Annotated in this window: 24 protein-coding genes and 1 tRNA gene; 17 read left to right on the top strand and 8 right to left on the bottom strand. The window is 61.7% G+C overall.

Annotation, left to right across the window (positions count from 1 at the left end; genetic code table 11):
- Positions 1–453, top strand: a complete 453-nt coding sequence (locus QD408_RS19960) for a type II toxin-antitoxin system RatA family toxin (RefSeq protein WP_414140492.1) — start codon at positions 1–3, stop codon at positions 451–453.
- A 9-nt stretch (positions 454–462) separates the two neighbouring features.
- Here QD408_RS19960 and QD408_RS19955 read toward each other — a convergent pair whose 3' ends face one another.
- Positions 463–960, bottom strand: a complete 498-nt coding sequence (locus QD408_RS19955; protein ID WP_414140491.1) for a CinA family protein — start codon at positions 958–960, stop codon at positions 463–465.
- Positions 957–2,174, bottom strand: a complete 1,218-nt coding sequence (locus tag QD408_RS19950; protein ID WP_414140490.1) for a bifunctional 2-C-methyl-D-erythritol 4-phosphate cytidylyltransferase/2-C-methyl-D-erythritol 2,4-cyclodiphosphate synthase — start codon at positions 2,172–2,174, stop codon at positions 957–959. Before QD408_RS19950 ends, QD408_RS19955 begins: the two co-directional genes overlap by 4 nt.
- A 142-nt stretch (positions 2,175–2,316) precedes the next feature.
- On the opposite strand from QD408_RS19950, the gene dusB reads away from it, so the two are divergent.
- The 9 genes from dusB (at position 2,317) to hflX (ending at position 14,085) form a co-directional block, all read left to right on the top strand.
- Entirely contained in the window at positions 2,317–3,336 is a 1,020-nt protein-coding gene (gene dusB, locus QD408_RS19945; RefSeq protein ID WP_414140489.1) for a tRNA dihydrouridine synthase DusB, read from the top strand.
- Entirely contained in the window at positions 3,333–4,487 is a 1,155-nt protein-coding gene (locus QD408_RS19940; protein ID WP_414140488.1) for a two-component system sensor histidine kinase NtrB, read from the top strand. The genes dusB and QD408_RS19940 overlap by 4 nt, the downstream gene beginning before the upstream one ends.
- The gene (gene ntrC, locus QD408_RS19935) at positions 4,484–5,935 is read left to right on the top strand and encodes a nitrogen regulation protein NR(I) (protein WP_088685126.1); all 1,452 of its coding nucleotides are present in this window, start codon (positions 4,484–4,486) and stop codon (positions 5,933–5,935) included. Before QD408_RS19940 ends, ntrC begins: the two co-directional genes overlap by 4 nt.
- Before the next feature lie 576 nt (positions 5,936–6,511).
- Entirely contained in the window at positions 6,512–7,501 is a 990-nt protein-coding gene (locus tag QD408_RS19930) for a potassium channel beta subunit family protein (RefSeq protein ID WP_414140487.1), read from the top strand.
- 273 nt (positions 7,502–7,774) lie between these two features.
- Positions 7,775–10,045, top strand: coding sequence for an ATP-binding protein (locus QD408_RS19925; RefSeq protein ID WP_414140486.1), 2,271 nt, complete (start codon positions 7,775–7,777; stop codon positions 10,043–10,045).
- Positions 10,035–11,399, top strand: coding sequence for a sigma-54-dependent transcriptional regulator (locus tag QD408_RS19920; RefSeq protein ID WP_088685123.1), 1,365 nt, complete (start codon positions 10,035–10,037; stop codon positions 11,397–11,399). Before QD408_RS19925 ends, QD408_RS19920 begins: the two co-directional genes overlap by 11 nt.
- Positions 11,400–11,464: 65 nt before the next feature.
- The gene (locus tag QD408_RS19915) at positions 11,465–12,328 is read left to right on the top strand and encodes a D-amino-acid transaminase (RefSeq protein ID WP_414140485.1); all 864 of its coding nucleotides are present in this window, start codon (positions 11,465–11,467) and stop codon (positions 12,326–12,328) included.
- A gap of 111 nt (positions 12,329–12,439) precedes the next feature.
- Positions 12,440–12,682: an RNA chaperone Hfq gene (gene hfq / locus QD408_RS19910; protein ID WP_003539403.1), complete on the top strand. Its 243-nt coding sequence runs from the start codon at positions 12,440–12,442 to the stop codon at positions 12,680–12,682.
- 77 nt (positions 12,683–12,759) lie between these two features.
- A complete protein-coding gene (gene hflX, locus QD408_RS19905) occupies positions 12,760–14,085 on the top strand; it encodes a GTPase HflX (protein ID WP_414140484.1) in 1,326 nt (441 codons plus the stop codon).
- Between the two features lie 101 nt (positions 14,086–14,186).
- Here hflX and mazG read toward each other — a convergent pair whose 3' ends face one another.
- Together mazG and QD408_RS19895 are read right to left on the bottom strand one after the other, a co-directional pair.
- Positions 14,187–15,032, bottom strand: a complete 846-nt coding sequence (gene mazG / locus QD408_RS19900) for a nucleoside triphosphate pyrophosphohydrolase (RefSeq protein ID WP_414140483.1) — start codon at positions 15,030–15,032, stop codon at positions 14,187–14,189.
- 6 nt (positions 15,033–15,038) lie between these two features.
- Positions 15,039–15,626, bottom strand: coding sequence for a deaminase (locus QD408_RS19895; RefSeq protein WP_414140482.1), 588 nt, complete (start codon positions 15,624–15,626; stop codon positions 15,039–15,041).
- Between the two features lie 268 nt (positions 15,627–15,894).
- Between QD408_RS19895 and cysG the strand changes: the two genes are divergently transcribed.
- From cysG to QD408_RS19870, 5 genes are read left to right on the top strand one after another with little or no spacing between them, the layout of a single operon-like run.
- Entirely contained in the window at positions 15,895–17,331 is a 1,437-nt protein-coding gene (gene cysG / locus QD408_RS19890) for a siroheme synthase CysG (RefSeq protein WP_414140481.1), read from the top strand.
- A gap of 2 nt (positions 17,332–17,333) precedes the next feature.
- On the top strand, positions 17,334–17,648 hold the full coding sequence (locus QD408_RS19885) for a DUF2849 domain-containing protein (protein ID WP_049735587.1): 315 nt from the start codon (positions 17,334–17,336) through the stop codon (positions 17,646–17,648).
- A gap of 8 nt (positions 17,649–17,656) precedes the next feature.
- Complete coding sequence (locus QD408_RS19880) at positions 17,657–19,327, top strand: nitrite/sulfite reductase (protein ID WP_414140480.1); 1,671 nt, start codon at positions 17,657–17,659, stop codon at positions 19,325–19,327.
- A 10-nt stretch (positions 19,328–19,337) separates the two neighbouring features.
- A complete protein-coding gene (locus tag QD408_RS19875) occupies positions 19,338–19,850 on the top strand; it encodes a DUF934 domain-containing protein (RefSeq protein ID WP_414140479.1) in 513 nt (170 codons plus the stop codon).
- Between the two features lie 38 nt (positions 19,851–19,888).
- Complete coding sequence (locus QD408_RS19870) at positions 19,889–21,100, top strand: UbiH/UbiF family hydroxylase (RefSeq protein ID WP_414140478.1); 1,212 nt, start codon at positions 19,889–19,891, stop codon at positions 21,098–21,100.
- Here QD408_RS19870 and QD408_RS19865 read toward each other — a convergent pair.
- Together QD408_RS19865 and QD408_RS19860 are read right to left on the bottom strand one after the other, a co-directional pair.
- Positions 21,068–22,030, bottom strand: coding sequence for an AEC family transporter (locus QD408_RS19865; protein WP_414140477.1), 963 nt, complete (start codon positions 22,028–22,030; stop codon positions 21,068–21,070). The two genes, QD408_RS19870 and QD408_RS19865, sit on opposite strands and share 33 nt — an antisense overlap.
- Before the next feature lie 41 nt (positions 22,031–22,071).
- Positions 22,072–22,821 carry a cytochrome c biogenesis CcdA family protein gene (locus QD408_RS19860; protein WP_088685113.1) on the bottom strand — a complete coding sequence of 250 codons (750 nt, stop codon included), beginning with the start codon at positions 22,819–22,821 and terminating at the stop codon, positions 22,072–22,074.
- A gap of 207 nt (positions 22,822–23,028) precedes the next feature.
- Between QD408_RS19860 and QD408_RS19855 the strand changes: the two genes are divergently transcribed.
- Positions 23,029–23,104 (top strand) — tRNA-Lys (locus QD408_RS19855).
- Positions 23,105–23,183: 79 nt separating this feature from the next.
- Here QD408_RS19855 and QD408_RS19850 read toward each other — a convergent pair.
- Positions 23,184–23,411 carry a hypothetical protein gene (locus QD408_RS19850; RefSeq protein WP_088685112.1) on the bottom strand — a complete coding sequence of 76 codons (228 nt, stop codon included), beginning with the start codon at positions 23,409–23,411 and terminating at the stop codon, positions 23,184–23,186.
- 1,014 nt (positions 23,412–24,425) lie between these two features.
- On the opposite strand from QD408_RS19850, the gene QD408_RS19845 reads away from it, so the two are divergent.
- On the top strand, positions 24,426–24,710 hold the full coding sequence (locus QD408_RS19845; RefSeq protein WP_088685110.1) for a DUF982 domain-containing protein: 285 nt from the start codon (positions 24,426–24,428) through the stop codon (positions 24,708–24,710).
- Between the two features lie 408 nt (positions 24,711–25,118).
- On the opposite strand, the gene QD408_RS19840 is transcribed toward QD408_RS19845, so the two are convergent.
- Positions 25,119–25,380, bottom strand: a 262-nt coding sequence (locus QD408_RS19840; RefSeq protein ID WP_414140476.1) for a transposase, incomplete at its 5' end; no start/stop codon positions are given.

The raw sequence follows: 25,380 nt of genomic DNA, 5'->3' as shown, positions 1-25,380 counted from the left end.
ATGCCGCAATTCGAAACGCACCGTCCCGTCCCGCACACACCCGACCAGATGTTCGACCTCGTTGCCGATGTCGAACGCTATCCGGAGTTCCTGCCGCTCTGCGAAGCGCTCGCTGTCAAGAGCCGCAGGGAGCGCGACGGCAAGATCCTGCTCGTGGCCGACATGACTGTGGGATACAAGGCGGTCCGCGAGACCTTCACGACACAGGTGCTGCTGAACAGGGCGGAACGCATCATCGAGGTCAAATATATCGATGGCCCGTTCAAATATCTCGACAATCGCTGGCATTTCGCCGAGACGCCTGCCGGCGGCTGCACCGTCGATTTCTTCATCGACTACGAGTTCAAGAGCCGCATTCTGGGCGCGCTGATGGGCTCAATGTTCGATCGCGCCTTCCGCATGTTCACCGAGGCCTTCGAGACGCGCGCGGGCAAGATCTACGCAACCGCCTGAGACTGCCGGTCAGCGGAGCGAAAGCACCATCTCCAGCGCCGTTCTCACCGTCTCCAGCCGAACTTCGCTGCGGCCGATATCGCCGTAGAGCATTTTACGGTGGACGAGTGCACCGGTGCGCGATTTGGCGGCGAGATGCACGAGGCCGACGGGCTTTTCCGCCGATCCGCCACCGGGGCCGGCAATGCCGGTGACGGCGACGGCGATATCTGCGCGCGAGCGGAAGAGGGCGCCGTGGGCCATCTGCCGTGCGGTTTCCTCGGAGACGGCTCCGAACTGAAGCAGCGTTTGCTCCTGTACCCCGAGCAACTCGATCTTTGCGGTATTGGTGTAGGTGACGAAGCCGCGGTCGACGACGGCGGAAGAGCCCGATATCTCGGTCAGCGCGCCTGATATCAGCCCGCCGGTGCAGGATTCTGCGGTCGAGACCATCAACCCGGCCACCGTGAAATCGCGGATGATCGTCTCTGCCGCTGTAACGATGTCCTGCGGGAAAAGGCTCATCATTTCCTCCCGCGATAGACGACTGTCGCCGTGGCGATCGCCGCGATACCTTCGCGCCGGCCGACGAAGCCGATCGTCTCATTGGTCGTCGCCTTGACCGAGCAGCGCTCGATATCGATGCCGAGGTATTCCGAAAGCTTCGCCCGCATGGTGTCGCGATGCGGGCCGACCTTCGGCGCTTCGGCGATCAGCGAGACGTCGGCATTCATGATCGTGCCGCCGCGCTCGCGCACGATTTTGGCCGCATGCTCGATGAAGATCCGCGAGGCCGCGCCCTTCCATTGCGGATCGGAGGGCGGGAAATGATCGCCGATATCGCCGGCGCCGCAGGTGGCGAGCAGCGCATCGGTCAGCGCATGCAGCGCCACATCGGCGTCGGAATGGCCCTTGAGCTTCTGGTCATGTGGAATGAACACGCCGCAGAGGGTGACGCCGTCGCCCGCTTCGAGCTGGTGCACGTCATAGCCGTTGCCGGTGCGCACATCCGGAAGCAATGGAGCCGAGAGTTTGTCGTCGGCTTTCGTGATATCGCTCTTGACCGTCAGCTTGACGTTGTCGGGCGTGCCTTCGACGATCGTCACCGGAATGCCCGCCCATTCGGCGATCGAGGCGTCGTCGGTGAAATCGCTCCGTCCGCTCGCCGCCGCCTTCTCATGCGCGTCGAGAATGGTTTCGAAGGCGAAGGATTGCGGCGTCTGCGCCGCGTAAAGGTGCTCGCGCGAAACCGTCGTCTGCACGGTGCCGGCGTTGTCGGCCCGTTTCAGTGTATCCGTGACAGGCATGGCCGGCAGGACCGCCGGTGCGCCGCTTTCAAGGCTCTCCGCGATTCGGTCGAGAAGCACGTGGTCGAAGAAGGGGCGGACGGCATCGTGGATCAGCACATGGCTGACATGCTTGTCCTTGAGATATCGAAGGCCTGCGAGCACGGATTGCTGCCTGGTCGCGCCACCGAGAACCGTTTCGATCGGCGTTGCCGAGACGACGTGGCGGAAGGCTTTCGCAAACAGTGCCTCGTCATCGGGATGGATGACGACGACGATCTGTGTCGCCAGTTCCCATGTCATGAAGTTTTCAAGCGTATGGGCGATAACCGGCTTTCCGCCGATCATGCGATATTGCTTCGGGCCTTCCGTAGAGGCCCCCGCACGCTCGCCGCGGCCGGCGGCGACGATGACAATTCCAGCCGATATCGGTTGCTTGGAAGGCATTTGCAGCATAAATCCCCAAAAATATCCCGAATTGACCCGAGTGCTCTAACGTCTTGCTTTGGCGTTTTCCAGCATCTACCCGAAAAATATCGATTTCGATCCCAACCCCCTTGGCAAGCCAGAGAACACTGGCTAAAAATAATGCAGTTCCATGGTGTGCCCGAAAGATAGTCAGTTGATTTCCAAGGACCTCGCAGCGCCTTTCCGAATCGGACCCGTGTCCGTGCGGAACCGCGTCGTGCTGGCGCCGATGTCCGGCGTCACGGACATGCCCTTTCGCGAGCTGGCCTGGCGCTTCGGCGCCGGCCTCGTCGTCACCGAAATGGTGGCGAGCCGCGAACTGGTCAATGATACGGCCGAATCCTGGTCGCGGCTCAAGGCCGCCGGATTCCGTCCGCATATGGTGCAGCTTGCCGGCCGCGAGGCGCACTGGATGGCGGAGGCGGCGAAGATCGCCGCCGATCACGGCGCCGATATCATCGACATCAATATGGGTTGCCCGGCCAAGAAGGTGATCGGCGGTTATTCCGGTTCGGCGCTGATGCGCGACCCCGATCATGCGCTCGGCCTGATCGAGGCGACGGTCAAGGCGGTCGACATCCCCGTGACGCTGAAGATGCGCCTCGGCTGGGACGAAAACTCCATCAACGCGCCCGACATTGCGCGCCGCGCCGAAGCGGCCGGCATCCAGCTTGTGACCATCCATGGGCGCACCCGCATGCAATTCTATGAAGGCCGCGCCGATTGGGACGCGATCCGCGCCGTCCGCGAGGTAATCTCCATCCCGCTGATCGCCAATGGCGATGTGGAGACTGCAGAGGACGCACAGGAAATATTGCGCCGTTCGGGCGCCGATGCCGTCATGATCGGCAGAGGCTGTCAGGGCAGGCCATGGCATGCCGGCGTCATCGCGGGCGCCGCCGAGCCGCCTTTAGTAAAGATTGCTGATATCGCTGTCGAACATTACCGGATGATGCTGGATTTCTACGGTGAGGCGGTGGCAATCCGCCATGCCCGCAAGCATCTCGGCTGGTATTTGGAGCGTTTCGCCCCCGCGCTTGCCGGTGGCGAAAAAGCCGCGATCATGACCTCGCGTGATCCGCGCGAAGTGGCCGCGCGCCTTTATGATGCATTGGCGGCAGGCGCGCTTGACAGCCGGGAGGCCGCATGACGAAGGATACGACATCTCCGCCCGATCACGCCGGCGGAACCGTCGCCATGGCCGTGCTGAACGCCATCCAGAACCCCGTCGTCATGGTCGACGAATCCGGTTTCGTCGCCTTCGCCAATTGGGAGGCGGAGGCCTTCTTCGGCGCCAGTGCCTCGCATCTCGCGCGTTACCGGATCTCGACCTTCATTCCCTTCGGCAGCCCGTTGCTCGCGCTGATCGACCAAGTGCGCGAGCGCAAGGCGCCGGTCAACGAATATCGCGTCGACCTGAGTTCGCCGCGCCTCGGCCAGGATAAACTCGTCGATCTCTATGTGGCACCGGTGCTCAGCGAGCCCGGCGCCGTCGTCATCGTCTTCCAGGAACGCTCGATGGCCGACAAGATCGATCGGCAGCTGACGCACCGCGCCGCTGCCCGCTCCGTGACCGGTCTTGCCTCCATGCTGGCGCATGAGATCAAGAACCCGCTCTCCGGCATTCGCGGCGCCGCCCAGCTGCTCGAGCAATCCGCGATCGATGACGACAGGGCGCTGACCCGGCTGATCTGCGACGAGACCGATCGCATCGTTTCGCTGGTCGACCGCATGGAAGTCTTTTCCGACGAACGCCCTGTCGACCGCATGCCGGTCAACATCCATTCCGTGCTCGATCACGTGAAGGCCGTCGCCAAGGCGGGTTTTGCCCGCAACATCCGCATCACCGAGAGTTACGACCCGTCGCTGCCGGCCGTCTATGCCAATCGCGACCAGCTTGTTCAGGTCTTCCTCAATCTGGTGAAGAATGCCGCCGAAGCGGTCGGCGACCGGACGGACGGCGAGATCGTGCTGACGACGGCCTATCGACCCGGTATTCGCCTTTCCGTCGCCGGCACGCGCGAAAAGATCTCGCTGCCGCTGGAATTCTGCGTTCACGACAACGGCCCCGGCGTTCCCTCCGATCTGCTGCCGCATCTCTTCGATCCCTTCATTACCACCAAGACGAACGGCAGCGGCCTCGGCCTGGCGCTGGTCGCCAAGATCATCGGTGATCACGGCGGCATTATCGAATGCGACAGCCAGAACAGCCGCACGACATTCCGCGTTCTCATGCCGGCATCCAAGGATGCCTCGCTTGAAGACGCCTCTACCGTAAGCTCGACAGGACCTTCTCGATGACAGCTACGATCCTCGTTGCAGATGATGATGCGGCCATCCGGACCGTGCTCAACCAGGCTTTGAGCCGCGCCGGTTATGACGTTCGCATCACCTCCAACGCCGCAACCCTCTGGCGCTGGATTTCGGCAGGCGAGGGCGATCTTGTCGTCACCGATGTGGTGATGCCCGACGAAAACGCCTTCGACCTGCTTCCGCGCATCAAGAAGGCGCGTCCCGACCTGCCGGTCCTCGTCATGAGTGCGCAGAACACCTTCATGACCGCCATCAAGGCCTCGGAGAAGGGCGCCTACGACTATCTGCCGAAGCCCTTCGACCTGACCGAGCTGATCGGCATCATCGGCCGCGCGCTCGCCGAGCCGAAGCGCAAGCCCGCCAAGCTCGAAGACGACGTGCAGGACGGCATGCCGCTTGTCGGCCGGTCGGCGGCGATGCAGGAAATCTACCGCGTGCTCGCCCGCCTGATGCAGACGGATCTGACGCTGATGATCACCGGCGAATCCGGCACCGGCAAAGAGCTCGTCGCCCGCGCTCTGCATGATTACGGCAAGCGCCGCAACGGGCCTTTCGTGGCGATCAACATGGCGGCGATCCCGCGCGATCTGATCGAATCGGAACTCTTCGGCCACGAGAAGGGCGCCTTCACCGGCGCGCAGACCCGCTCGACCGGCCGCTTCGAGCAGGCCGAAGGCGGCACGCTCTTCCTCGACGAGATCGGCGACATGCCGATGGATGCCCAGACCCGGCTTCTGCGTGTGTTGCAGCAAGGCGAATATACCACCGTCGGCGGCCGAACGCCGATCCGCACGGACGTGCGCATCGTCGCCGCCACCAACAAGGACCTGAAGCAGGCGATCAACCAGGGCCTGTTCCGCGAGGATCTCTATTATCGCCTCAACGTCGTGCCGCTGCGCCTGCCGCCGCTGCGCGACCGCGCCGAGGACATTCCCGATCTCGTGCGCCATTTCATCCAGCAGGCCGAAAAGGAAGGTCTCGGTTCCAAGCGTTTCGATCAGGAAGCGCTGGAACTGATGAAGGCCTATGCCTGGCCGGGCAACGTCCGCGAACTGGAAAACCTCATCCGCCGCCTGATGGCGCTTTATCCGCAGGATGTCATCACCCGCGAGATCATCGATGCCGAGCTGCGTTCCGACGTGCCCGACAGCCCGATCGACAAGGGGCCGATCCGAAGCGGCTCGATGACGATCGCGCAGGCCGTCGAGGAGAACATGCGCACCTATTTCGCTGGCTTCGGCGAAAACTTGCCGCCGCCCGGCCTTTATGATCGCGTGCTGACGGAGATGGAGTACCCGCTGATCCTTGCGGCGCTGACGGCAACCCGCGGCAACCAGATCAAGGCGGCAGATCTTCTCGGTCTCAATCGCAACACCCTGCGTAAGAAGATCAGGGAGCTCGGCGTCTCTGTCTACAGAAGCTCCCGCACCGCCTGAGAAGCGGCGGCGGGCACCTCGTTTGCCCACCGCCATCCCCTCTCCAGTATCCGCCGCCACGGTCGGGAGCGATATTGAATTTAATGGAGCGGGGTCGCAGTTTATATCCGCGCCGGCAAACAAAAGGGCAGTGTCATTCAACAGTCACATAGTATTTGCAGGCTGTTGTTTGCCGCCAGGCAAATGTCATTGAAGTTGTTGCGGTCGTCGTCGCCGCGCCTGTGGATAAGCTGTGGATAACAGGTGGATGACATAGGTCGGCCAGCGGGCGATGGCGTTCCCATTTGGTTCCTCTGTTGCCTATTCGTTCCGAATCTCGTCATCTGCCGTTGCTGCTGCCGACTTCCGCCGTAACTGTCGTCGACAGCATGCCATGGGCGCTCCGACTGATGTCATGGAGCGCCCTTTCTTTTCGGTCGGGGCGACGCGAACTGCGACATCGTGTTTCATGCCGGTCAATTTGGCAGGCTAAGCCTCGCATATCGTTGCTCGTGCCATAGATTACGCGGATCGCTCGTGCGACGTCGACGTCGGTTCCCGCGCCGGCACATGTTCATAATTTGAGGGAGTTGGATGATGGAATATCGTCGTTTGGGAAAGTCGGGTCTGAAAGTGAGCGAGTTCTCCTTCGGCTCATGGGTCACTTTCGGCAGGCAGGTAGAAGGGGGCGACGCCGTCGAGCTGATGAAGCTCGCCTATGACAACGGAGTGAATTTCTTCGACAACGCCGAAGGATACGAAAGCGGCAAGTCCGAAATCGTGATGGGCGAGGCGCTCAAGTCGCTCCGCTGGAGCCGCGACAGCTTCGTCGTCTCGAGCAAGGTCTTCTGGGGAGGCGAGAAGCCGACGCAGCGCGGCCTGTCGCGCAAGCATGTCACCGACGCCTGCCACGCGGCGCTCAAGAGGCTTCAGGTCGATTATCTCGATCTCTATTTCTGCCACCGCCCCGATATCGACACGCCGATCGAGGAAACGGTCCGGGCGATGCACGATCTCGTCGCCCAGGGCAAAGTGCTCTATTGGGGCACGTCGGAATGGTCCGCCCAGCAATTGACGGAAGCCTATGCCGTTGCTCGGGACTTGCGCATCACGCCGCCGACCATGGAGCAGCCGCAATACAACATCTTCGAACGCCAGAAGGTCGAATCCGACTATCTCCCGCTCTACGACCTCATCGGCCTTGGCACGACGATCTGGTCGCCGCTCGCCTCCGGCGTCCTGACCGGCAAATACAGCGACGGCGTGCCGGCCGACAGTCGTATGAACCTGCCTGGCTACGAATGGCTGAAGGAGAAGTGGTCGAGCGATGCCGGCCGCGCGCAACTCGAAAAGGTGCGCCAGCTCGCAAAGCTCGCCGACGAGATCGGCGTGTCGATCACGCACCTTGCGCTTTTGTGGTGCCTCGCCAACCGCAACGTTTCGACCGTCATTCTTGGCGCGTCGCGCGCCAGCCAATTGCAGGACAATCTCGCGGCCCTTTCGCATAGGGACAAGATGACGTCTGACGTGCTGGAGCGGATCGACGTGATTGCCGAAAACAAGCCGGAAGGACCGCGTCGCTTCTAGGGCGAGATAATTTCCTGCCACGGTCAGATCAAGGAAAAATAGTAGCTGACCTATCCTCACCAACTCATAATGTCCCCTGTAGTGAGGCTCGCCCCGGCTTGACAATGTGACGAGATGCGTTGCATTTTCGCCACAATGCGTTGCTTAAAGGTCACGCAAGGGTTTTGGACATTCGCTCCTGATCGAGTCTTGCGGCGCTGGCTTTCTTGAGCCGGCGTTGTTCGGTTTCGATTGCGTGGAGAAGGCGGCCGGTGCCGTCTGAAGAGAGGCCGAATGACGCAGGATGGGGTATCGCCGGCGGCGGGCGAGACGGTGGTGACGACGGTGACCGATCGCCGCGCCCTTTTTGCCGTGCCCGGCCTCGTGCTCGCGGGCGGCGCACTTCTCTGTGCCACGGTGACGCTGTTCGTGCTGCTTGGCCTGACGCCGATCGCCCCGACTTCGCATGTCGTCATCACTTCGGTGATCGTCAATTCCTTCTTCGTCCTGACGCTGCTGGCGTTGATTGCGCGCGAGGTGGCGAGGCTGCTCAAGGCGCGCACCAGGGGCAGGGCGGCCGCGCGGCTGCATATCCGCATCGTGGTGCTCTTCTCGATCGTGGCGATCACGCCAGCGATCCTCGTCGCCATCTTCGCCAGCATCACGCTGAATGCCGGTCTCGACCGCTGGTTTGCCTTGCGCACCCAGTCGATCGTCAGCTCGTCGCGCAATATCGGCCAAGCCTATATGATGGAGAACGCCAGCTACCTCCAGGGGCAGACGGTTTCCATGGCCAACGACCTGGAGCGCAACCGTGCCCTCTACAGTCTCGACCGGACAGGTTTTGCCGAGCTGATGACGCGCCAGGCGAGGGGCCGCGGCCTGCTTGGCTCCTTCCTCGTAGAGCGCGACGGCTCGGTGATCGTCCAGGCCGACATCGCCACCGAAAAGCCGCTGCCGGCGATCCCGCAGGACGCGCTGGAAAAGGCCGCCGCCGGCCAGCCGACGCTCATTCCGCCCGGCGTTACCAATCTCGTCGGCGCCATCATCAAGCTCGATGCCATCCAGGGCACCTTCCTCTATACGGTGCGCGCCGTCGATCCCAAGGTCATGGGCGCCATGCGCATGATGGAGGAGAACGCCACCGAATACCGCTCGATGGAAGCCAACCGCTTCTCGCTGCAGATCGCCTTCGCCGTGCTCTATATCGGCTTCGCGCTGATCGTGCTGCTCGCGGCGATCTGGACGGCGATTGCCGTCGCCGACCGCATCGTCCGGCCGATCCGCCTGCTGATCACGGCGGCCGACAGCGTCGCGTCGGGCAATATGGACATCGTCGTGCCCGTACATGCCGTCGATGGCGACGTCGCCAATCTCTCGCGCACCTTCAACAAGATGATCTCCGAAATCCGCACCCAGCGCGACGAAATCCTCGAGGCCAAGGACGAGGTCGACGACCGTCGCCGCTTCATCGAAGCCGTCCTGTCAGGCGTCACCGCCGCCGTTATCGGCGTCGAGCACGACCGCCGCATCGCCATCGTCAACAGCTCGGCCGAGACGCTGATGGCACTCTCGGCCGACGAGATGCTCGGCAAGCAGCTGGCCGATATCGCGCCCGAGGTCGATCAGGTGCTGACCGAAGCGGCGGCGCGCCATCGCGGCGATTTCCGCAAGCAGATCGCGCTCGTGCGCGGCGGAACTGTACGAACGCTCAGCGTGCAGGTCACCCGCGAGGAAGTGCGCGACATGAGCGAATCCTACGTGATCACGCTCGACGACATCACCGACCTCGTCATCGCCCAGCGCTCGACCGCCTGGGGGGACGTCGCAAGGCGCATCGCCCATGAGATCAAGAACCCGCTGACGCCGATCCAGCTTTCCGCCGAACGCATCCAGCGCCGCTACGGCAAGCAGATCGACCAGGGCGACCGGGCCGTCTTCGACCAGTGCACGGATACGATCATCCGCCAGGTCGGTGATATCGGCCGCATGGTCGACGAATTCTCCGCCTTTGCCCGTATGCCGAAGCCCACCAAGGAGCCGAGCGACCTGCGCGACATCCTGCGCGACGCGATCTTCCTGCGCGAGATGGGCAACAACCACGTCACTTTCGGGCAGGATTTCGGCGATCAGCCGCTAGAGGGTATGTTCGACAGCCGTATGCTCGGCCAGGCTTTCGGAAATCTCATCAAGAATGCCGTGGAAGCGATCGAGGCGGTTCCGAGCGACGAACGGGACGAACGCAAGATTCTCGTGCGAGCCGTGCTCGATGCCGGCCGCGACCGCTTCACCGTCGACGTGATCGACAATGGCCGCGGCCTGCCAGTGGAGAACCGCCACAGCATTCTGGAACCCTATATGACGATGCGCGAGAAGGGCACGGGCCTTGGGCTCGCCATCGTCAAGAAGATCATCGAGGAACATGGCGGGCAGCTCGAGTTGCACGATGCGCCCGCCGATTTTGACCGGGGAAGAGGGGCCATGATCCGCGTGCATCTGCCGCGTCTGGATCCGGCGCCCACCTCTCCCGCAGCCAATGACAAGGAAAGCGTTTATGGCCTCTGATATTCTTGTCGTCGACGACGAGCACGATATTCGCGAGATCGTTTCCGGCATTCTCTCCGACGAGGGACACGAGACGCGCACGGCTCATGACAGCGACAGCGCGCTGGCGGCGATATCAGATCGCGTGCCGCGGCTGATCTTTCTCGATATCTGGATGCAGGGCAGCAAGCTCGATGGCCTGTCGCTGCTCGACGAGATCAAGACCCGCCATCCGGATCTGCCCGTCGTCATGATATCAGGTCACGGCAACATCGAGACGGCCGTCTCGGCGATCAAGCGCGGCGCTTTCGATTTCATCGAGAAACCCTTCAAGGCCGACCGGCTGATCCTAATCGCCGAACGCGCGCTGGAAAATTCCAAGCTCAAGCGCGAAGTCTCCGAGCTGAAGCGCCGCACCGGCGACGCTCTGGAGCTGATCGGCACCTCGGTCGCCGTGTCGCAGCTGCGCCAGACGATCGAGAAGGTATCGCCGACCAACAGCCGCATCATGATCCTCGGCGCATCCGGCTCCGGCAAGGAACTGGTGGCGCGGATGATCCACAAGAAGTCGAGCCGCGCCAGCGGCCCCTTCGTCGCGCTGAACGCCGCCAATATCACGCCCGACCGCATGGAAGTGGCGCTCTTCGGCACCGAGGGCACGCCCGGCCAGGCTCGCAAGATCGGCGCGCTCGAGGAGGCCCATCGCGGCATCCTCTACCTCGACGAAGTCGGCGAAATGCCGCGCGAGACGCAGAACAAGATCCTGCGCGTGCTGGTCGATCAGCAGTTCGAGCGCGTTGGCGGCTCCAAGCGCGTCAAGGTCGATGTCCGCATCATCTCCTCGACGGCCTATAATCTCGAAAGCCGCATTGCCGAAGGCTGGTTCCGCGAGGATCTCTATCATCGCCTCGCGGTCGTGCCGGTACGCGTGCCGCAGCTTGCCGAGCGCCGCGAGGACATTCCCTTCCTGGTCGATCAGCTGATGCGCCAGATTTCCGAGCAGGCCGGCATCCGTCCGCGCCGAATCGGCGACGACGCCATGGCCGTGCTGCAGGCCCATGACTGGCCGGGCAATATCCGCCAGTTGCGCAACAACATCGAGCGGCTGATGATTCTTGCCCGAACCGACGGCCCGGATGCGCCGATCACCGCCGACATGCTGCCGACCGATCTCGGTGACATGCTGCCGAAAGTTTCAGCCAAGAATGATTACCACATCATGACGCTGCCGCTGCGCGAAGCCCGCGAGATGTTCGAGAAGGACTACCTGATCGCCCAGATCAACCGCTTCGGCGGCAATATCTCGCGCACCGCCGAATTCGTCGGCATGGAGCGTTCAGCGCTGCACCGCAAGCTGAAGTCGCTCGGCGTCTGATTATATAAGGCGCGGCGCAAGCCGCGCCGCGTCCCTCAATTATCTCCCGGAAGTCCAGGTTTCCCATGCCGAGAATTGCTTATGTGAACGGCCGATACGTCAAGCATTCCGATGCAAGCGTGCATATCGAGGATCGCGGCTATCAATTTGCCGACGGCGTCTATGAAGTGTGCGAGGTGCGCCACGGCTATATCGTCGATCTCACCCGCCATCTGAACCGTCTCGACCGTTCGCTCGGTGAACTCCGCATCGCCTGGCCGATGAGCCGGGCGGCGATGACGCAGGTCATTCGCGAGACGCTGCGCCGCAATCATGTCCGCAACGGGCTCTTCTACATGCAGGTGACACGCGGCGTCGCCCGGCGCGACCATGTTTTCCCGGCCGAGGGAACCCCGCCTTCGCTCGTCATAACGGCCAAGAGCACGGATCCGAAGATCATCGCCGCCAAGAATGCCAACGGGATCAAGGCGATCACCGTTGCCGACAACCGCTGGGACCGCGTCGATATCAAATCCGTCGGCCTGCTTCCGAATGCGATGGCTCGCCAGCAGGCCAAGGAAGCCGGCGCCCAGGAAGCGATTTATGTCGATGCCGACGGCATGGTGAAGGAAGGGGCGGCGACCAATGTCTGGATCGTCGATTCGGACGGAACGCTGGTGACGCGCCCGGCCGAACACGGCATTTTGCGCGGCATTACCCGCACCACATTGATGGATGTCGCGGCCAGGCTGGGCTTGAAGATCGCCGAGCGGAACTTCTCCGTTTCCGAGATGCTCGCGGCCCGCGAAGTCTTCCTGACGGCAGCCACAAGTATTTGTTTTCCGGTCGTTTCCGTCGATGATCAGGCGATTGCCAACGGCCATCCCGGCAGCGTCTCGCAGAAAGTTCGCGAAGCCTTTTTCGACGTTGCGGAAAAGATTGCGATTTGATACCAAGATTTGCTGGACAGGTGGAATGAGGGTGCCGCCGGTCTTGCATGGAGAGGTTGATTGATATTCTACCGGCCAGCTCAGGCCGGCAATAAAGAAAGAAGCGGCGCGATGGCGGAACGTTCTCAGAATTTGCAGGACTTATTTCTCAATACTGTTCGCAAGCAAAAGATTTCCCTGACAATCTTTCTGATCAACGGCGTGAAACTCACGGGCGTTGTTACCTCTTTTGACAACTTCTGTGTTCTTCTTCGCCGTGACGGCCATTCGCAGCTGGTGTATAAGCATGCGATCTCGACGATCATGCCGGGTCAGCCCATGCAGATGTTCGAGAGTGAAGAAGCCGCGTCCTAACAGGATCAGCCGTCATTTCGACACGCGATACCAAGAACGATTCGATCATCCCTGAGGCCGCCAAGCACAGGGACGACATGCGCGCGACCGTCGTCGTGCCGGTTTTGAAATCGCGCAGCCGCGGCAATCAGACCGAATCGGCCTCGACCCGCACACCGGAAAGCCGGCTCGAAGAGGCGACGGGCCTTGCCCAGGCGATCGATCTCGACGTCGTCAGCGGCTCGATCGTTCCGGTCAACGATCCGAGACCGGCGACGCTGCTCGGCACCGGCAAGATCGAGGAGATCAAGGCGCTGCTCGACGAGCGCGATTCCGGTCTCGTCATCGTCGATCATCCCCTGACGCCGGTGCAGCAGCGCAATCTCGAAAAGGAATGGAACGCCAAGGTCATCGACCGGACGGGCCTCATCCTCGAAATCTTCGGCCGCCGCGCTTCCACCAAGGAAGGCACGCTGCAGGTCGATCTCGCCCATTTGAATTATCAGAAGGGCCGGCTGGTCCGCAGCTGGACCCACCTCGAACGCCAGCGCGGCGGCGGCGGCTTCATGGGCGGCCCCGGTGAAACCCAGATCGAAGCCGACCGGCGGCTGTTGCAGGACCGCATCATCAAGCTCGAACGCGAGCTGGAGCAGGTCGTGCGCACGCGCCAGCTCCACCGCGCCAAGCGCCGCAAGGTGCCGCATCCGATCGTGGCGCTGGTCGGCTATACCAATGCCGGCAAGTCGACGCTGTTCAACCGCATTACCGGGGCAGGGGTCCTCGCCGAAGACATGCTCTTCGCCACGCTCGACCCGACGCTTCGGCGCATGAAGCTGCCGCACGGGCGCACCGTCATCCTGTCCGACACCGTCGGCTTCATTTCGGACCTGCCGACCCATCTCGTCGCCGCCTTCCGCGCGACGCTGGAAGAAGTGCTGGAAGCCGATCTCATCCTGCATGTCCGCGACATGTCCGATGTCGACAACCAGGCGCAGAGTGCCGACGTCATGCGCATCCTGAACGACCTCGGCATCGACGAGGCCGAAGCCGCCAAGCGCCTGATCGAAGTCTGGAACAAGATCGACCGGCTGGAGCCGGAGGTGCACGACACCATGGTGCAGAAGGCCGCCGGCGCCGGCAACGTCGTCGCGGTCTCGGCCGTCAGCGGCGAGGGCGTCGACACGCTGATGGAAGAGATCAGCCGCAGACTGTCAGGCGTGATGACCGAAACGACGATCCGCCTTCCCGTCGACAAACTGGCGCTGCTGCCCTGGCTCTACGACCACGCGATCGTCGATGGCCGCGAGGACAATGAAGACGGTTCGATCACGCTCGACCTGCGCTTGTCGGAAACCGAGGCGGCCGAACTCGAACGCCGCATCGGCAATGGACCGAAGGCAGCCAGGGAAGACTGGGAGCGGTAGGCTGGCCTTTGAGGCATGCTTTCCCCCATCCATCTAAAGGGGCTTATCGGACAGTGCACCGAGGGCTGGATGGCCCCCCGCTGGGGCGAAGGGGAGAAAGCTCACCCACCTCCAGCCGTCACCGCACGCTCAATCGCCTTGGCCGCCTGCCAGATTTCTTCCATCCGTTCCAAGGTCGCATCTTCCAGCGTCTCACCTTCCGCTTCAAGAACACGCTCGATGTGATTGAAACGACGCCGAAACTTCGTGTTCGTTCCACGCAGCGCATCTTCCGGATCAGCCTTCACATGCCGCCCGATGTTGACGACCGCGAAGATCAGGTCGCCGAGTTCGTCGCTGACCTTCGCCCGGTCGCCTTCTCTTAGCGCCACCCGCAATTCGCCGATCTCTTCCTCTATTTTGTCGAGGATCGGTTCAGGTGCAGACCAGTCGAAGCCGACCTTGGCGGCGCGTTCCTGCAGCTTCAGCGCCTCCGTCAGAGCCGGAAAGCTACGCTGTACCGAGCCGAGGAAGCCGCCCTTGAAATCCTCGGTGATGCCGCGCCTTGCCCGGCGCTCGGCGCGCTCGCGTTTCTCGGCCTGCTTGATCTCATCCCATTGGATCTTCACCGCATCAGGCGTATCGGCGGCCGAGCGGGCGAAGACGTGAGGGTGGCGGCGGATCATCTTGGTGGTGATCGCGTTCACAACATCGCCGAACGAGAATTCGCCGGCTTCCTCGGCCATGCGGGCATGGAAGACCACCTGCAGCAAAAGGTCGCCCAACTCGTCACATAGATCGTCCATATCGCCGCGCTCGATCGCGTCGGATACCTCATAGGCCTCCTCGATCGTATAGGGCTTGATCGTCTCGAAGTTCTGCTCGATGTCCCACGGGCAGCCGGTCTCGGGATGGCGCAGCGCCGCCATGATCTCGATCAGGCGCGAAATGTCTTTGGAAGGTTCCATGATGCCTCAGTTCAGGGGAATGTCGTTGGCGCTCTTCGATGATTGGTAGGTAGAAGACAGCGCGTCGTAGCGCGCCTTGATGCGGGCGGTCTGCGCTTCCAGTGCCGTCTTCAGAGAAGTCTCTTCGGTCTCGACGAGATCGGAGATGGCAAAGCTGTTCCAGAAGGCGTTTTGCCTGCGATAACCGCCGGGCTCAAGCCCGAAGACCTCCTTCAGGATCTTCAGGTCGTGCGGAATGGCGAAGGCGTCGCGCGAATCCTCATGGCTGAAGAAATAGTAGAAATTGTCGAATCCCGCCCAGGTGATCGCCGACATGCACATGCTGCAGGGTTCGTGCGTCGACAGAAAGATCAGATCCTTGGTTTGCGGCTTGTCGCCAAGCTCGTAGAACCGCTTCAGCGTATGCACCTCGCCGTGCCAGAGCGGGTTCTCGAGCTCGTTATTGGTCTCGGCGACGACGAGCGAAAAATCGGATTTCCTCAGGATTGCCGCGCCGAAAACTTTATTGCCCAGCGAAACGCCGCGCTCCGTCAAGGGCAGGATATCGTCTTCGATGACCGAAAGCAGGCGGGAGGCGATGGTCTTGTCGGGCATTGATATCTCCGGTTTTCCCCGTAGTCTATCGCCTTGGCGGCGCAAGTGAAATGCGTCAGTCGCCGGTGGACGCCGTTTGTCACAGGCTTTATAGTGCACTGCAGCAAGCGCTTGCGGAATGTGCTGTTTTGGTCAGCATGGGTGACTTTTCTCAAATCATGGATGGCGCGAGCAAAAGAATACGCGCTTGCTGGGGCTTTCGAATTTCTGTTCCTTCAATCCCTTGTCGATCAAGGGCATATTCTGGCAACTTCGAAGTGGATTGATAATGCCTCCCAGGACTGAACAGCTTTCGGTATTTCCCGCCTTCTTTCGCGTGGAAGGCCAGAGGACCGCTGTCTTCGGCAATGGCGACGAAGCTTTCGCCAAGGTGCGGCTGCTCATGAACACGCGGGCGCATATCGTCGCCTATGCCGATCGGCCGGAAGCCGACTATCATGCCTTCCTGATCGCCAACCGCATCGAAACCGTGCGCGCGGCTTTTTCCGCCGCGCAGATCGAAGGGGCCACCCTCGTTTTCGCCGCGACCGGCGATGCCGCTGAGGATCGCAGCATCGTTGATGCCGCCCGCGCTGCCAGAATCCCGGCCAATGCCGTCGATCAGCCCGATTACTGCGATTTCTTCACGCCGGCGCTGGTCAATCGCGCGCCCGTAGCCGTCGCGATCGGCACCGAAGGGGCGGGGCCGGTTCTGGCGCAGATGATCCGCGCCCAGATCGATCAGCTTCTTTCTCCTTCTCTCGGCCGCCTCGCTGCGTTGGCGACAAGCTACCGCAAATCAGTCGATCAACTGGTTCCCCGCGGCGTTTCCCGCCGCGTCTTCTGGCGCCGTTTCTTTTCCGGCCCCGTTGCCGATGCGGTTGCCAACGGCAACCTGCCGCAGGCTCAATATGCCGCCGACCGGCTGCTGCATGCCATGGATCGGGTTGCCGGCCATGTCTGGCTCGTCGGCGCCGGTCCGGGTGCCGAAGATCTGCTGACGCTGCGCGCTCAGCGCGTGATGATGGAAGCCGACGTCATCGTCTATGATGCGCTCGTACCGCAGGCGATCGTCGATATGGGGCGCCGCGATGCCGAGCGCCTTTCCGTCGGCAAGCGCAAGGGCTGTCATTCCAAGTCGCAGGAAGAGATCAACGAACTGCTCGTCGATCTCGGCCGTCAGGGCAAACGCGTCGTCCGGCTCAAGTCGGGCGATCCGCTGGTCTATGGCCGGGCAGGGGAAGAGATGGCCGCGCTGCGCGCTGCCGGCGTTACTTATGAGGTCGTGCCGGGCATCACTTCGGCTTTCGCCGCCGCTGCCGATTTCGAGCTGCCGCTGACGCTGCGTGGCGTTGCTTCCTCGCTGGTCTTCACGACGGGCCATGATCTTACAGGCGACGTTCTGCCCGATTGGGCAAGCCTTGCCGTCTCGGGCGCGACGATTGCCGTCTATATGGGTCGCACGGTTGCTGCCTCCGTCGCCGAGCGGCTGATGCAGGCGGGCATTCCCGCCGAGACCACAGTCGCCGTCATCGAAAACGCCAGCCGCGCTGAGCGCCGTCTGCTGCATGGCACGCTTGCCGATCTGCCCGATCTGCAGCACCGTGACGAATTGTCAGGGCCGGTCATGGTCATTATCGGCGATGCGGTCGCCGGCGCCAATTTCGAACTGTCCGAGCCGCTGGTGCGTGCGAACGCCCGGCTCGAGGAACTTGCAAGGAGCTGAATATGGTAGACAAGGTTCTGACGGCCAACCGGCTGACGGACGGCATTGCCGTCTGGCTGGATGCGAACGGGAAGTGGTCCACCTCGCTGCAGGAAGCGCTCGTCGCCCGTCACAACGAAGCCGTCGAAGCGCTGGAAGCGATCGGCAAGAAATCCTATGCCGACAACGAGGTCGTTGACGTCGCCGTCGTCGAAGTTCAGGAAACCAACGGCATTCTCTGGCCGCTTCGCCTGCGCGAGCGCATCCGCGCGCAAGGCCCCACTATGGAATACGCACCGGGCTACGCTCCTGCCGATCCCGAATTCATTGCAGTCTGAGGAAGACGATGTACCGTTACGATGAATTTGACCATGCCTTTGTCACCGAGCGCGTCGAGCAGTTTCGCGACCAGGTTCAGCGTCGCCTTGCCGGCGAACTCGCCGAGGATGCGTTCAAGCCGCTGCGCCTGATGAACGGCGTCTACCTGCAGCTCCATGCCTATATGCTGCGCATCGCCATTCCTTACGGCACGCTGAGCGCGCGCCAGATGCGCATGCTCGCCCATATCGCCCGCACCTATGACCGCGGTTACGGCCACTTCACCACGCGCCAGAACCTGCAGTTCAACTGGCCGAAGCTGTCGGAAATCCCCGATGCGCTGGCCGACCTCGCAAGCGTCGAGATGCATGCTCTGCAGACCTCGGGCAACTGCATCAGAAACGTGACTGCCGATCACTTCGCCGGCGCTGCCGCCGATGAGATTGCCGATCCCAGACCCTATGCGGAAATCCTGCGCCAGTGGTCGTCGGTTCACCCGGAGTTCTCCTTCCTGCCGCGCAAGTTCAAGATCGCCGTCACCGGCGCCGACCGCGACCGCGCCGCGATCCAGGTCCATGATATCGGCCTGCACCTGAAGAAGAACGACAAGGGCGAAATCGGCTTTGCCGTCTATGTCGGTGGTGGCCAGGGCCGCACGCCGATGATCGCCAAGCTGATCCGTGACTTCCTGCCCGAGGAGGATCTGCTCTCCTACACCACGGCAATCGTGCGTGTGTACAATCTGCACGGCCGTCGTGACAACAAGTACAAGGCGCGCATCAAGATCCTCGTGCACGAAACCGGCACCGAGGAGCTGACGCGCCAGGTGGAAGCCGAATTCGCCGCGTTGAAGGATACCGAGCTCAAGCTGCCGGAACAGGATGTCGAGGCGATCGCCGCCTATTTCGCACCCCCGGCTCTGCCCGAGCGCGCCGAAGGCTGGGAAAATCTCGCCCGCTGGAAGAAGGCCGATGCCGGATTCGCCCGCTGGGTCCAGCAGAACGTCCAGCCGCACAAGAACCCCGATTACGGCATGGTGACCATCTCGCTGAAGCCGATCGGCGGCATTCCGGGCGATGCCACAGACGCGCAGATGGATGCGATCGCCGATCTCGCCGAAGAATATGCCTTCGATGAAATCCGAGTCAGCCACGAGCAGAACCTGATCCTGCCGCATGTGGCGCTGGCCGATCTCGAAGCGGTCTATCGCGGCCTCGTCGCCATCGATCTGGCGGAAGCCAATGCCGGCCTGATCACCGATATCATTGCCTGTCCGGGGCTGGACTACTGCGCGCTCGCCAATGCGCGCTCCATTCCGGTCGCGCAGGAAATCTCCCGCCGCTTCGGCAGTCCCGAACGTCAGGCTGAGATCGGCGAGCTGAAGATCAAGATCTCCGGCTGCATCAACGCCTGCGGCCATCACCATGTCGGCCATATCGGCCTGCTCGGTGTGGAAAAGAAGGGTGCCGAACTCTATCAGATCACGCTCGGCGGTTCCGGCGACGAACATACCTCGATCGGCGAGATCATCGGCCGCGGCTTCGAGCCGGACCGGGTGACGGACGCGATCGAGACGATCGTCGACACCTATCTCGGCCTGCGTCTCGACCCTTCCGAAACCTTCCTCGCCGCCTATCGCCGCGTCGGGCCGCAGCCTTTCAAGGCCGCGCTCTACGGCTCGGCTGCGGAAGCGGCATAAGGAGGGGATGATGACGAAGATCTGGAGAGAAATCGGTTTTGTCGAAAACGATCCCTGGGTAATCGAAACAGACGAGGTGAAGGCGACGGGCGAACAGAAGTCGCTGCTCGGTCTCGACGAACTGATCGCCAAGGCAGATGAAAGCAACGATGTTGGCCTCGGCGTGCTGATCAAGCCGGCCGACGACGTGCGCCGGCTTGAGCCTTACCTCGATCGCCTCGCAATCGTTGCCGTCGCCTTTCCGGCATTCAATGACGGCCGCGCCTTCAGCCATTCCTCGCTGCTGCGCCAGCGCCTGGGTTACACCAACGAGCTGCGCGCCGTCGGCGACGTGCTGATCGATCAGGTGCCGCTGATGCTGCGCGTCGGCATCGACAGCTTTTCGGTGACCAACGCCACGGCGCTGAAGCGGCTGGCGGAAAACCGTCTTCCGGCGATTCCGCATCATTATCAGCCGGCGGTGCGTGACGCCGAAGCCGGCAAGGGCTATAGTTGGCGCCGTCAGGCGAAGCCGGCCGCATAAGCGACCGATCCGCCTTTTTACGATGGCGGAATAATAGCATGAAGACATTCGAAGTGGCGGTGATCGGTGGCGGTCTTGCCGGCATGATCGCCGCGATTGCGCTTGCGCGCGGCGGCCGCAACGTGGCGCTCATCGCGCCCGTTGCTGCGAGAGAGGATCGGCGCACCACGGCGCTGATGGACCAATCGATCCGCTTCCTCGATCGGCTGACTCTCTGGGAAAAGCTGCGCCCGGCGGCGGCTCCTCTCACCAGCATGCGCATCGTCGATGGCACCGACCGGTTGCTGCGCGCTCCGACGACCACCTTCCGCGCGCCCGAGGTCGGCCTCGATGCCTTCGGCTACAATTTCCCCAACGAAGCGTTGGCCGATGTGCTTGAAGAAGCGGCGGCCGGCGAGGGCAATATCACCCGATTCACCGATATGGCCGAATCGATCCAGATATCGGCTGAGGCGGTTTTGATCACGCTCGCCGGCGGCGAGACGCTTTCTGCCGATTTTGCCGTCGGCGCCGATGGCCGCGGCTCGAAGCTGCGGGACACGGCGGCAATCGACACCCGCAAATGGTCTTATCCGCAGTCGGCCATGGTGCTGAATTTCGCCCATTCGCTGCCGCACCAGAATATCTCGACGGAATTCCACACCAAACACGGCCCTTTCACCCAAGTGCCGCTGCCCGGAAACCGCTCCAGCCTCKTCTGGGTCCAGGATCCCGCTGAGGCGGCACGCCGCAGGGAATTGCCGTTGGCCGAACTCGGCTCTCTCGTCGAGGCGCGCATGCAATCCATACTCGGCAAGGTTGACGTCGAAGAAGGAGTCCAGGTCTGGCCGCTCTCCGGCATGATGGCGCATCGCTTCGGCAAGGGGCGCATTGCGCTGATCGGCGAGGCAGCCCATGTCTTCCCGCCGATCGGGGCACAGGGCCTGAATCTCAGCCTTCGCGATATCATGACGCTTGCCGAGATCCTTTGCGACAGGGCCGAATTGCCGGTGCCGGCCGATGCCGGCGACAGCTTCGATCGCAGGCGGCGCGCCGATATCATGACGCGCACGGCAAGCGTCGATCTTCTCAACCGCTCGCTGCTTTCGGATTTCCTGCCGGTGCAGATGCTGCGCGCGGCCGGCCTGCATATCCTCTCGGCCATTCCGCCCCTGCGCAACATCGTCATGCGCGAGGGCATCGAGCCGGGCCGCGGCTTCCGCGATATTCCCGATTCCTTACGGGAAAAGCTGAAGCGGAAGAAGGCCTGAGCGGATCACGATCAGCCAGAGCGAAACGCTCACCACGGAAAATACCGTCGTGATCAGGATCGTCGCCGAGGCGCGCTCCTGCCATACGCGGTATTGCTGGCCGATGACAAAGACATTGGTCGCCGTCGGCAGCGAGGCGAGCAGCACGGCGGCATAGATCCATACCGGCTCGAAACCGCCCACCGCCGTCAGCGCGATGAAAACGACGATCGGATGCAGGATCAGCTTCGCCGGCACGATATATGAGATTTCCGCCGGGATTCGCTTCAGCGGCCTGAGCGCCAGGGTCACGCCCATGGCGAAGAGGGCGCAGGGAGCCGCCGCCTGGGCGAGATAATCGACGAGACGCTGAAACGCCGGCGGCTGGTCGAGATGCAAAGCGGCGACGGCAAAGCCTGCTGCTGTCGACAGGATGAAGGGATGCAGCACAACCTTCCGCACGATATCGGCGGCGAGCCGCCCGACCGACCGCTTGTCGTCGCCGGCTGCTGCCATCAGCGCCGGCGCCACGATGAAATGCAGGGCGTTTTCGAAGCACACGATCAGCGCCACCGGCACGGCTGCTCCTTCGCCGAGCGCCAGGAGCGCCAGACCGGGCCCCATATAGCCGATATTGCCGTATGCGCCGGCAAAGGACTGAATGGTGCAATCGGCGAGCGTATTGCCGCGCAGCACGCGGCCGATGACGAAAAGCAGGATGAAGACCGCATAGGTCGCGGCGATATCGGTGACGATGAAATCGACGCGCGTCAGTTGCTCGATCGGCGTGCGTGAGACGAGCTTGAAGAACAGAGCGGGCAGGGCGGCATAGATGATGAAGGTGTTCAGCCAGCCGAGCGCTTCGGCCGGCTGCTTCGTCGTCTTGGCGGCGGTATAACCGATCAGAAGCAGGCCGAAGAACGGCAATAGCAGACTGACGATATCGGCCAAGGGATCTTCCAGTTGGGCATTTGTTAAGCGGTGAGAACTGCTTAGCCGATTTGCATCAGGATGGGAAAGGTCTGCTGGAACCAGATCGCCACATCGCTGACCCAGCCGAACAGGAAGGCGAGGCCGGTCAGGATGAGGAAAACGCCCATGATCTTCTCCACCGTGCCGAGATGGCGGCGGAAGCGCGACAGGAAGCGCATGAAGGCGCCGGAAAAGCCGGCGGCGATCCAGAAGGGGATGGCAAGGCCGAGCGAATAGACGGCGAGCAGCCCGGCGCCGGAGCCGACCGTCTCGCGCGAGGCGGCGACGCCGAGGATCGCGCCGAGCACCGGGCCGATGCAGGGCGTCCAGCCGAAAGCGAAGGCAAGGCCCATGACATAGGCACCCGTCAGCGTCGCCGGCTTGCCGCCGCCCTGGAAGCGGGCTTCGCGGGCGAGCAGCCCGATTCGGAACAGGCCGAGGAAATTCAACCCCATGACGATGATGATCAGCCCGCCGAGCTTGGAGAGCAGATCGAGATGCTGGCGAAGCGCCATGCCGATGCTGGAGGCGCCGGCCCCGAGCGCCACGAAGACGGTGGCAAAGCCGAGCGTGAAGAGCAGCGCGGATAGGAGGACACCGCGCCTGACGTCCGGCGCCACCGCAACCGCGGAGCCGCCGCGGAACTGCTCGACTGAAATGCCCGCCATGTAGCAGAGATAGGGCGGGACGAGGGGGAGCACGCAGGGCGAAAGAAAGGAAAGCGCCCCGGCGATCAGTGCGCTCCACAGGGAAATATCGGCAATCGACACGCATTCTCTCCGGCTGCAATCTGCGTGATGTCCTAGCTTTGCAGGCCCCTGATTGCCAATCACCTTTTTGCGCGCGCAGGAAATGTTCGTTGCGCTCGGCAGAAATGTGCCGAACGCCGAAAAAAGCCGAATTTTTCGGTTGACCGCAATGGGTCGCCTGCCTATGTTCCGCCCACTTCCAGCCGGGGTGTCTCACCCGCGGAGAGGGAGAGCGTAGCTCAGCCGGTAGAGCAACTGACTTTTAATCAGTAGGTCTCGGGTTCGAACCCCGACGCTCTCACCATCATCGACCGCAGAGTGTGAAATTCATTTTCCGGATGATGTCGAGGGAACGTTTCGCCGCGGTCAAGCGCTGTCGGATCTCATGAATATCCCCCAAAAGCCAACAGAAGCGCGCCGACCGCGATAACAGCCAGAGCTGGCCAATTCTGGGATATCCCGAGGAACCTAAGGCCTTGGCGCCGTGGTTCCAGCGTGCTTCCGCCTTGCGGCATTTGATGCGGATGACTCGGTCTTCGACCGAGCGCCGACGAAAAGAGAAAGAGAAGTCCGCCGATTATGAGAGCGGCACCGATCAGGATTGCCCACATGATGGCCTCCGCTAACGAGAGGGATGTGGGTAAAACCAGATCCCGAGATGATCGTTCCGTGAGCGGCTGCTCACTTGAACAACCTGCGTCGCGGCTGAGCCGGTATTACCCAACTTAGTAACGCTGCATGACCCGCACGCTTTCGAAATCCCCGGCTCCCCGGAGAGAGGCGTGGTTATACCGCCATGATGACGTCGGCGACGTCTGCACTCAGCGAAAGCCGAAGAAACTCAAAATCGCGAGCACGATAACGACAGCACCGACAAGCCAGATCAAATTATTCATGGGAACTGTTCTCCTGTTCGACTGAACCTCCGTGGCTCGATAACTAACTGCGGCGCTGGCTTGAAGTTCCCGCCAAGCGATTGCCGCAGCAGTCTTGCAGTTTTCAATGACTGAAAGCAGCGGTTCATTGCTGCAGATTCATACTCAACTTTCAAATAGTGCACGCGGAGATTGGGCGAATCGGCCGCAATATTATCGGTGCTGGAGTCGCGAATGAATATTTACCTCAGTTAATAACTGCAGGAGCGAGCGTTGCTGGGCCGGAAGCCACCTGCACACGCCGGGTTTATGGAGGTGTCACGCTGATATTGGAAATCCTGGCGATCAGGCCCTGCCGTCGAGGTGCAGGCAGAGGTGATCGTGGACGCACCGATCAGCGCTCCAGCGGCTAACACTGTGAGAAATCGGTTCATCTGAACGCCTCCTTGCGAGGTTGATCCCTCGTCCAATCGATTGTGCCATTTCAAATCTACATGAAACTCGCGGCTTGGTTGATCACTCTCGCTTGATCCGAACGCTCGTGAACTCGATCGGCCAATGAGGATGCCAGCTACGGCCTCTGAGCCCGCTGATCAAGTTTGCTTCAGGATAATCTGATCGAGCTATTCTATCGCTGTGGAAGTATTTTCACGATACTTGAAAATAAAAGAAACCCGATTTTGTCTTGAACGAGTGATCGTTTTTTATTAGAATTATCGCATATAAAAGTAATATAAATGGGAGGTTACTATGTCTGAAGCTCGGTTTGATCCGGTTTTTCTTCATCGCAATCATTTCGTCGATCAGATCACATCTCTCGATGAAATCTTCGATGTTCTGGACGAATGGCCGGCGGACAAGCGGGGCTTGGCATATGATACCCTGTTGAAGGCATGCAGGGATACGGCGAGCGGGCGTTTTCCGCTCAGCGCCGCGCGCGAGAATTTCCGGCGTTTCCTGAAGATGTCGGGCGTGCTCGAGGGCGGTCCCAAATTTGATTGCGTATTCAGCGAGCAAAATATCGGCAATGCTTAGTCAGATATAGGATCGACCATCGGACGGCAAATATGCGCCGCCGCTGCGGCGCGTTTTAGAGCATGTCGCGCAAAAGTGTGCGACGGTTGTCTAATCGCATTGCCTTAGTCAAGGCTGTTTTGTCATCAGGCATCGACGCCGCTTTTGGGGACGGCGTAGCGAGGGGGATTCGAATGTTTGGGCGATGTTGTCTTCAAAGCTGTCCAGCGCCGGGAGCAGGGTTGTCTGCGCGGTCGACACACGGTCGCCGCATGATGGGTCTTCGCAGGCAGGACCTTCCTATGTTTTGCGCGCAGTCTCGATGAGCTGCAGCCGCGACAGCGGAATGATCCGACCCACGCCCGCAGCTGGGACGCTCAGGGCCTCAAATGAGGTTTGACGCGCTGAGGGAGGGGGCCGACACTTCGCTCATGCAGGAGCGCCGGCCAATCTGTTGAACCCTTCTCCTGTCTTGAGCATGCTGTGCATGATGACCGCAAGCTTTCGGGCGAGTGCCACCGCAGCACGCTTGAAGCCCAACCGCTCACGCAGCTTAAGCCCCCAACTTTTGAGACTGCTCTCGTTGCTGGCACTGGTTCTGGTAAGGATCACCGTCGCCGCTTCATAAAGCAGCCCCCGCAGATAGGAGTCGCCTCTTCGAGAGATATGGCCATCGTAGTCGACTTCGCCT

The organism is Rhizobium sp. BR 249, assembly GCF_047445895.1.
In the GTDB taxonomy this organism is placed as follows: domain Bacteria; phylum Pseudomonadota; class Alphaproteobacteria; order Rhizobiales; family Rhizobiaceae; genus Rhizobium.
Note: the sequence above shows the minus strand (reverse complement) of the source record. Positions and strands in the feature narration are given on the sequence as shown.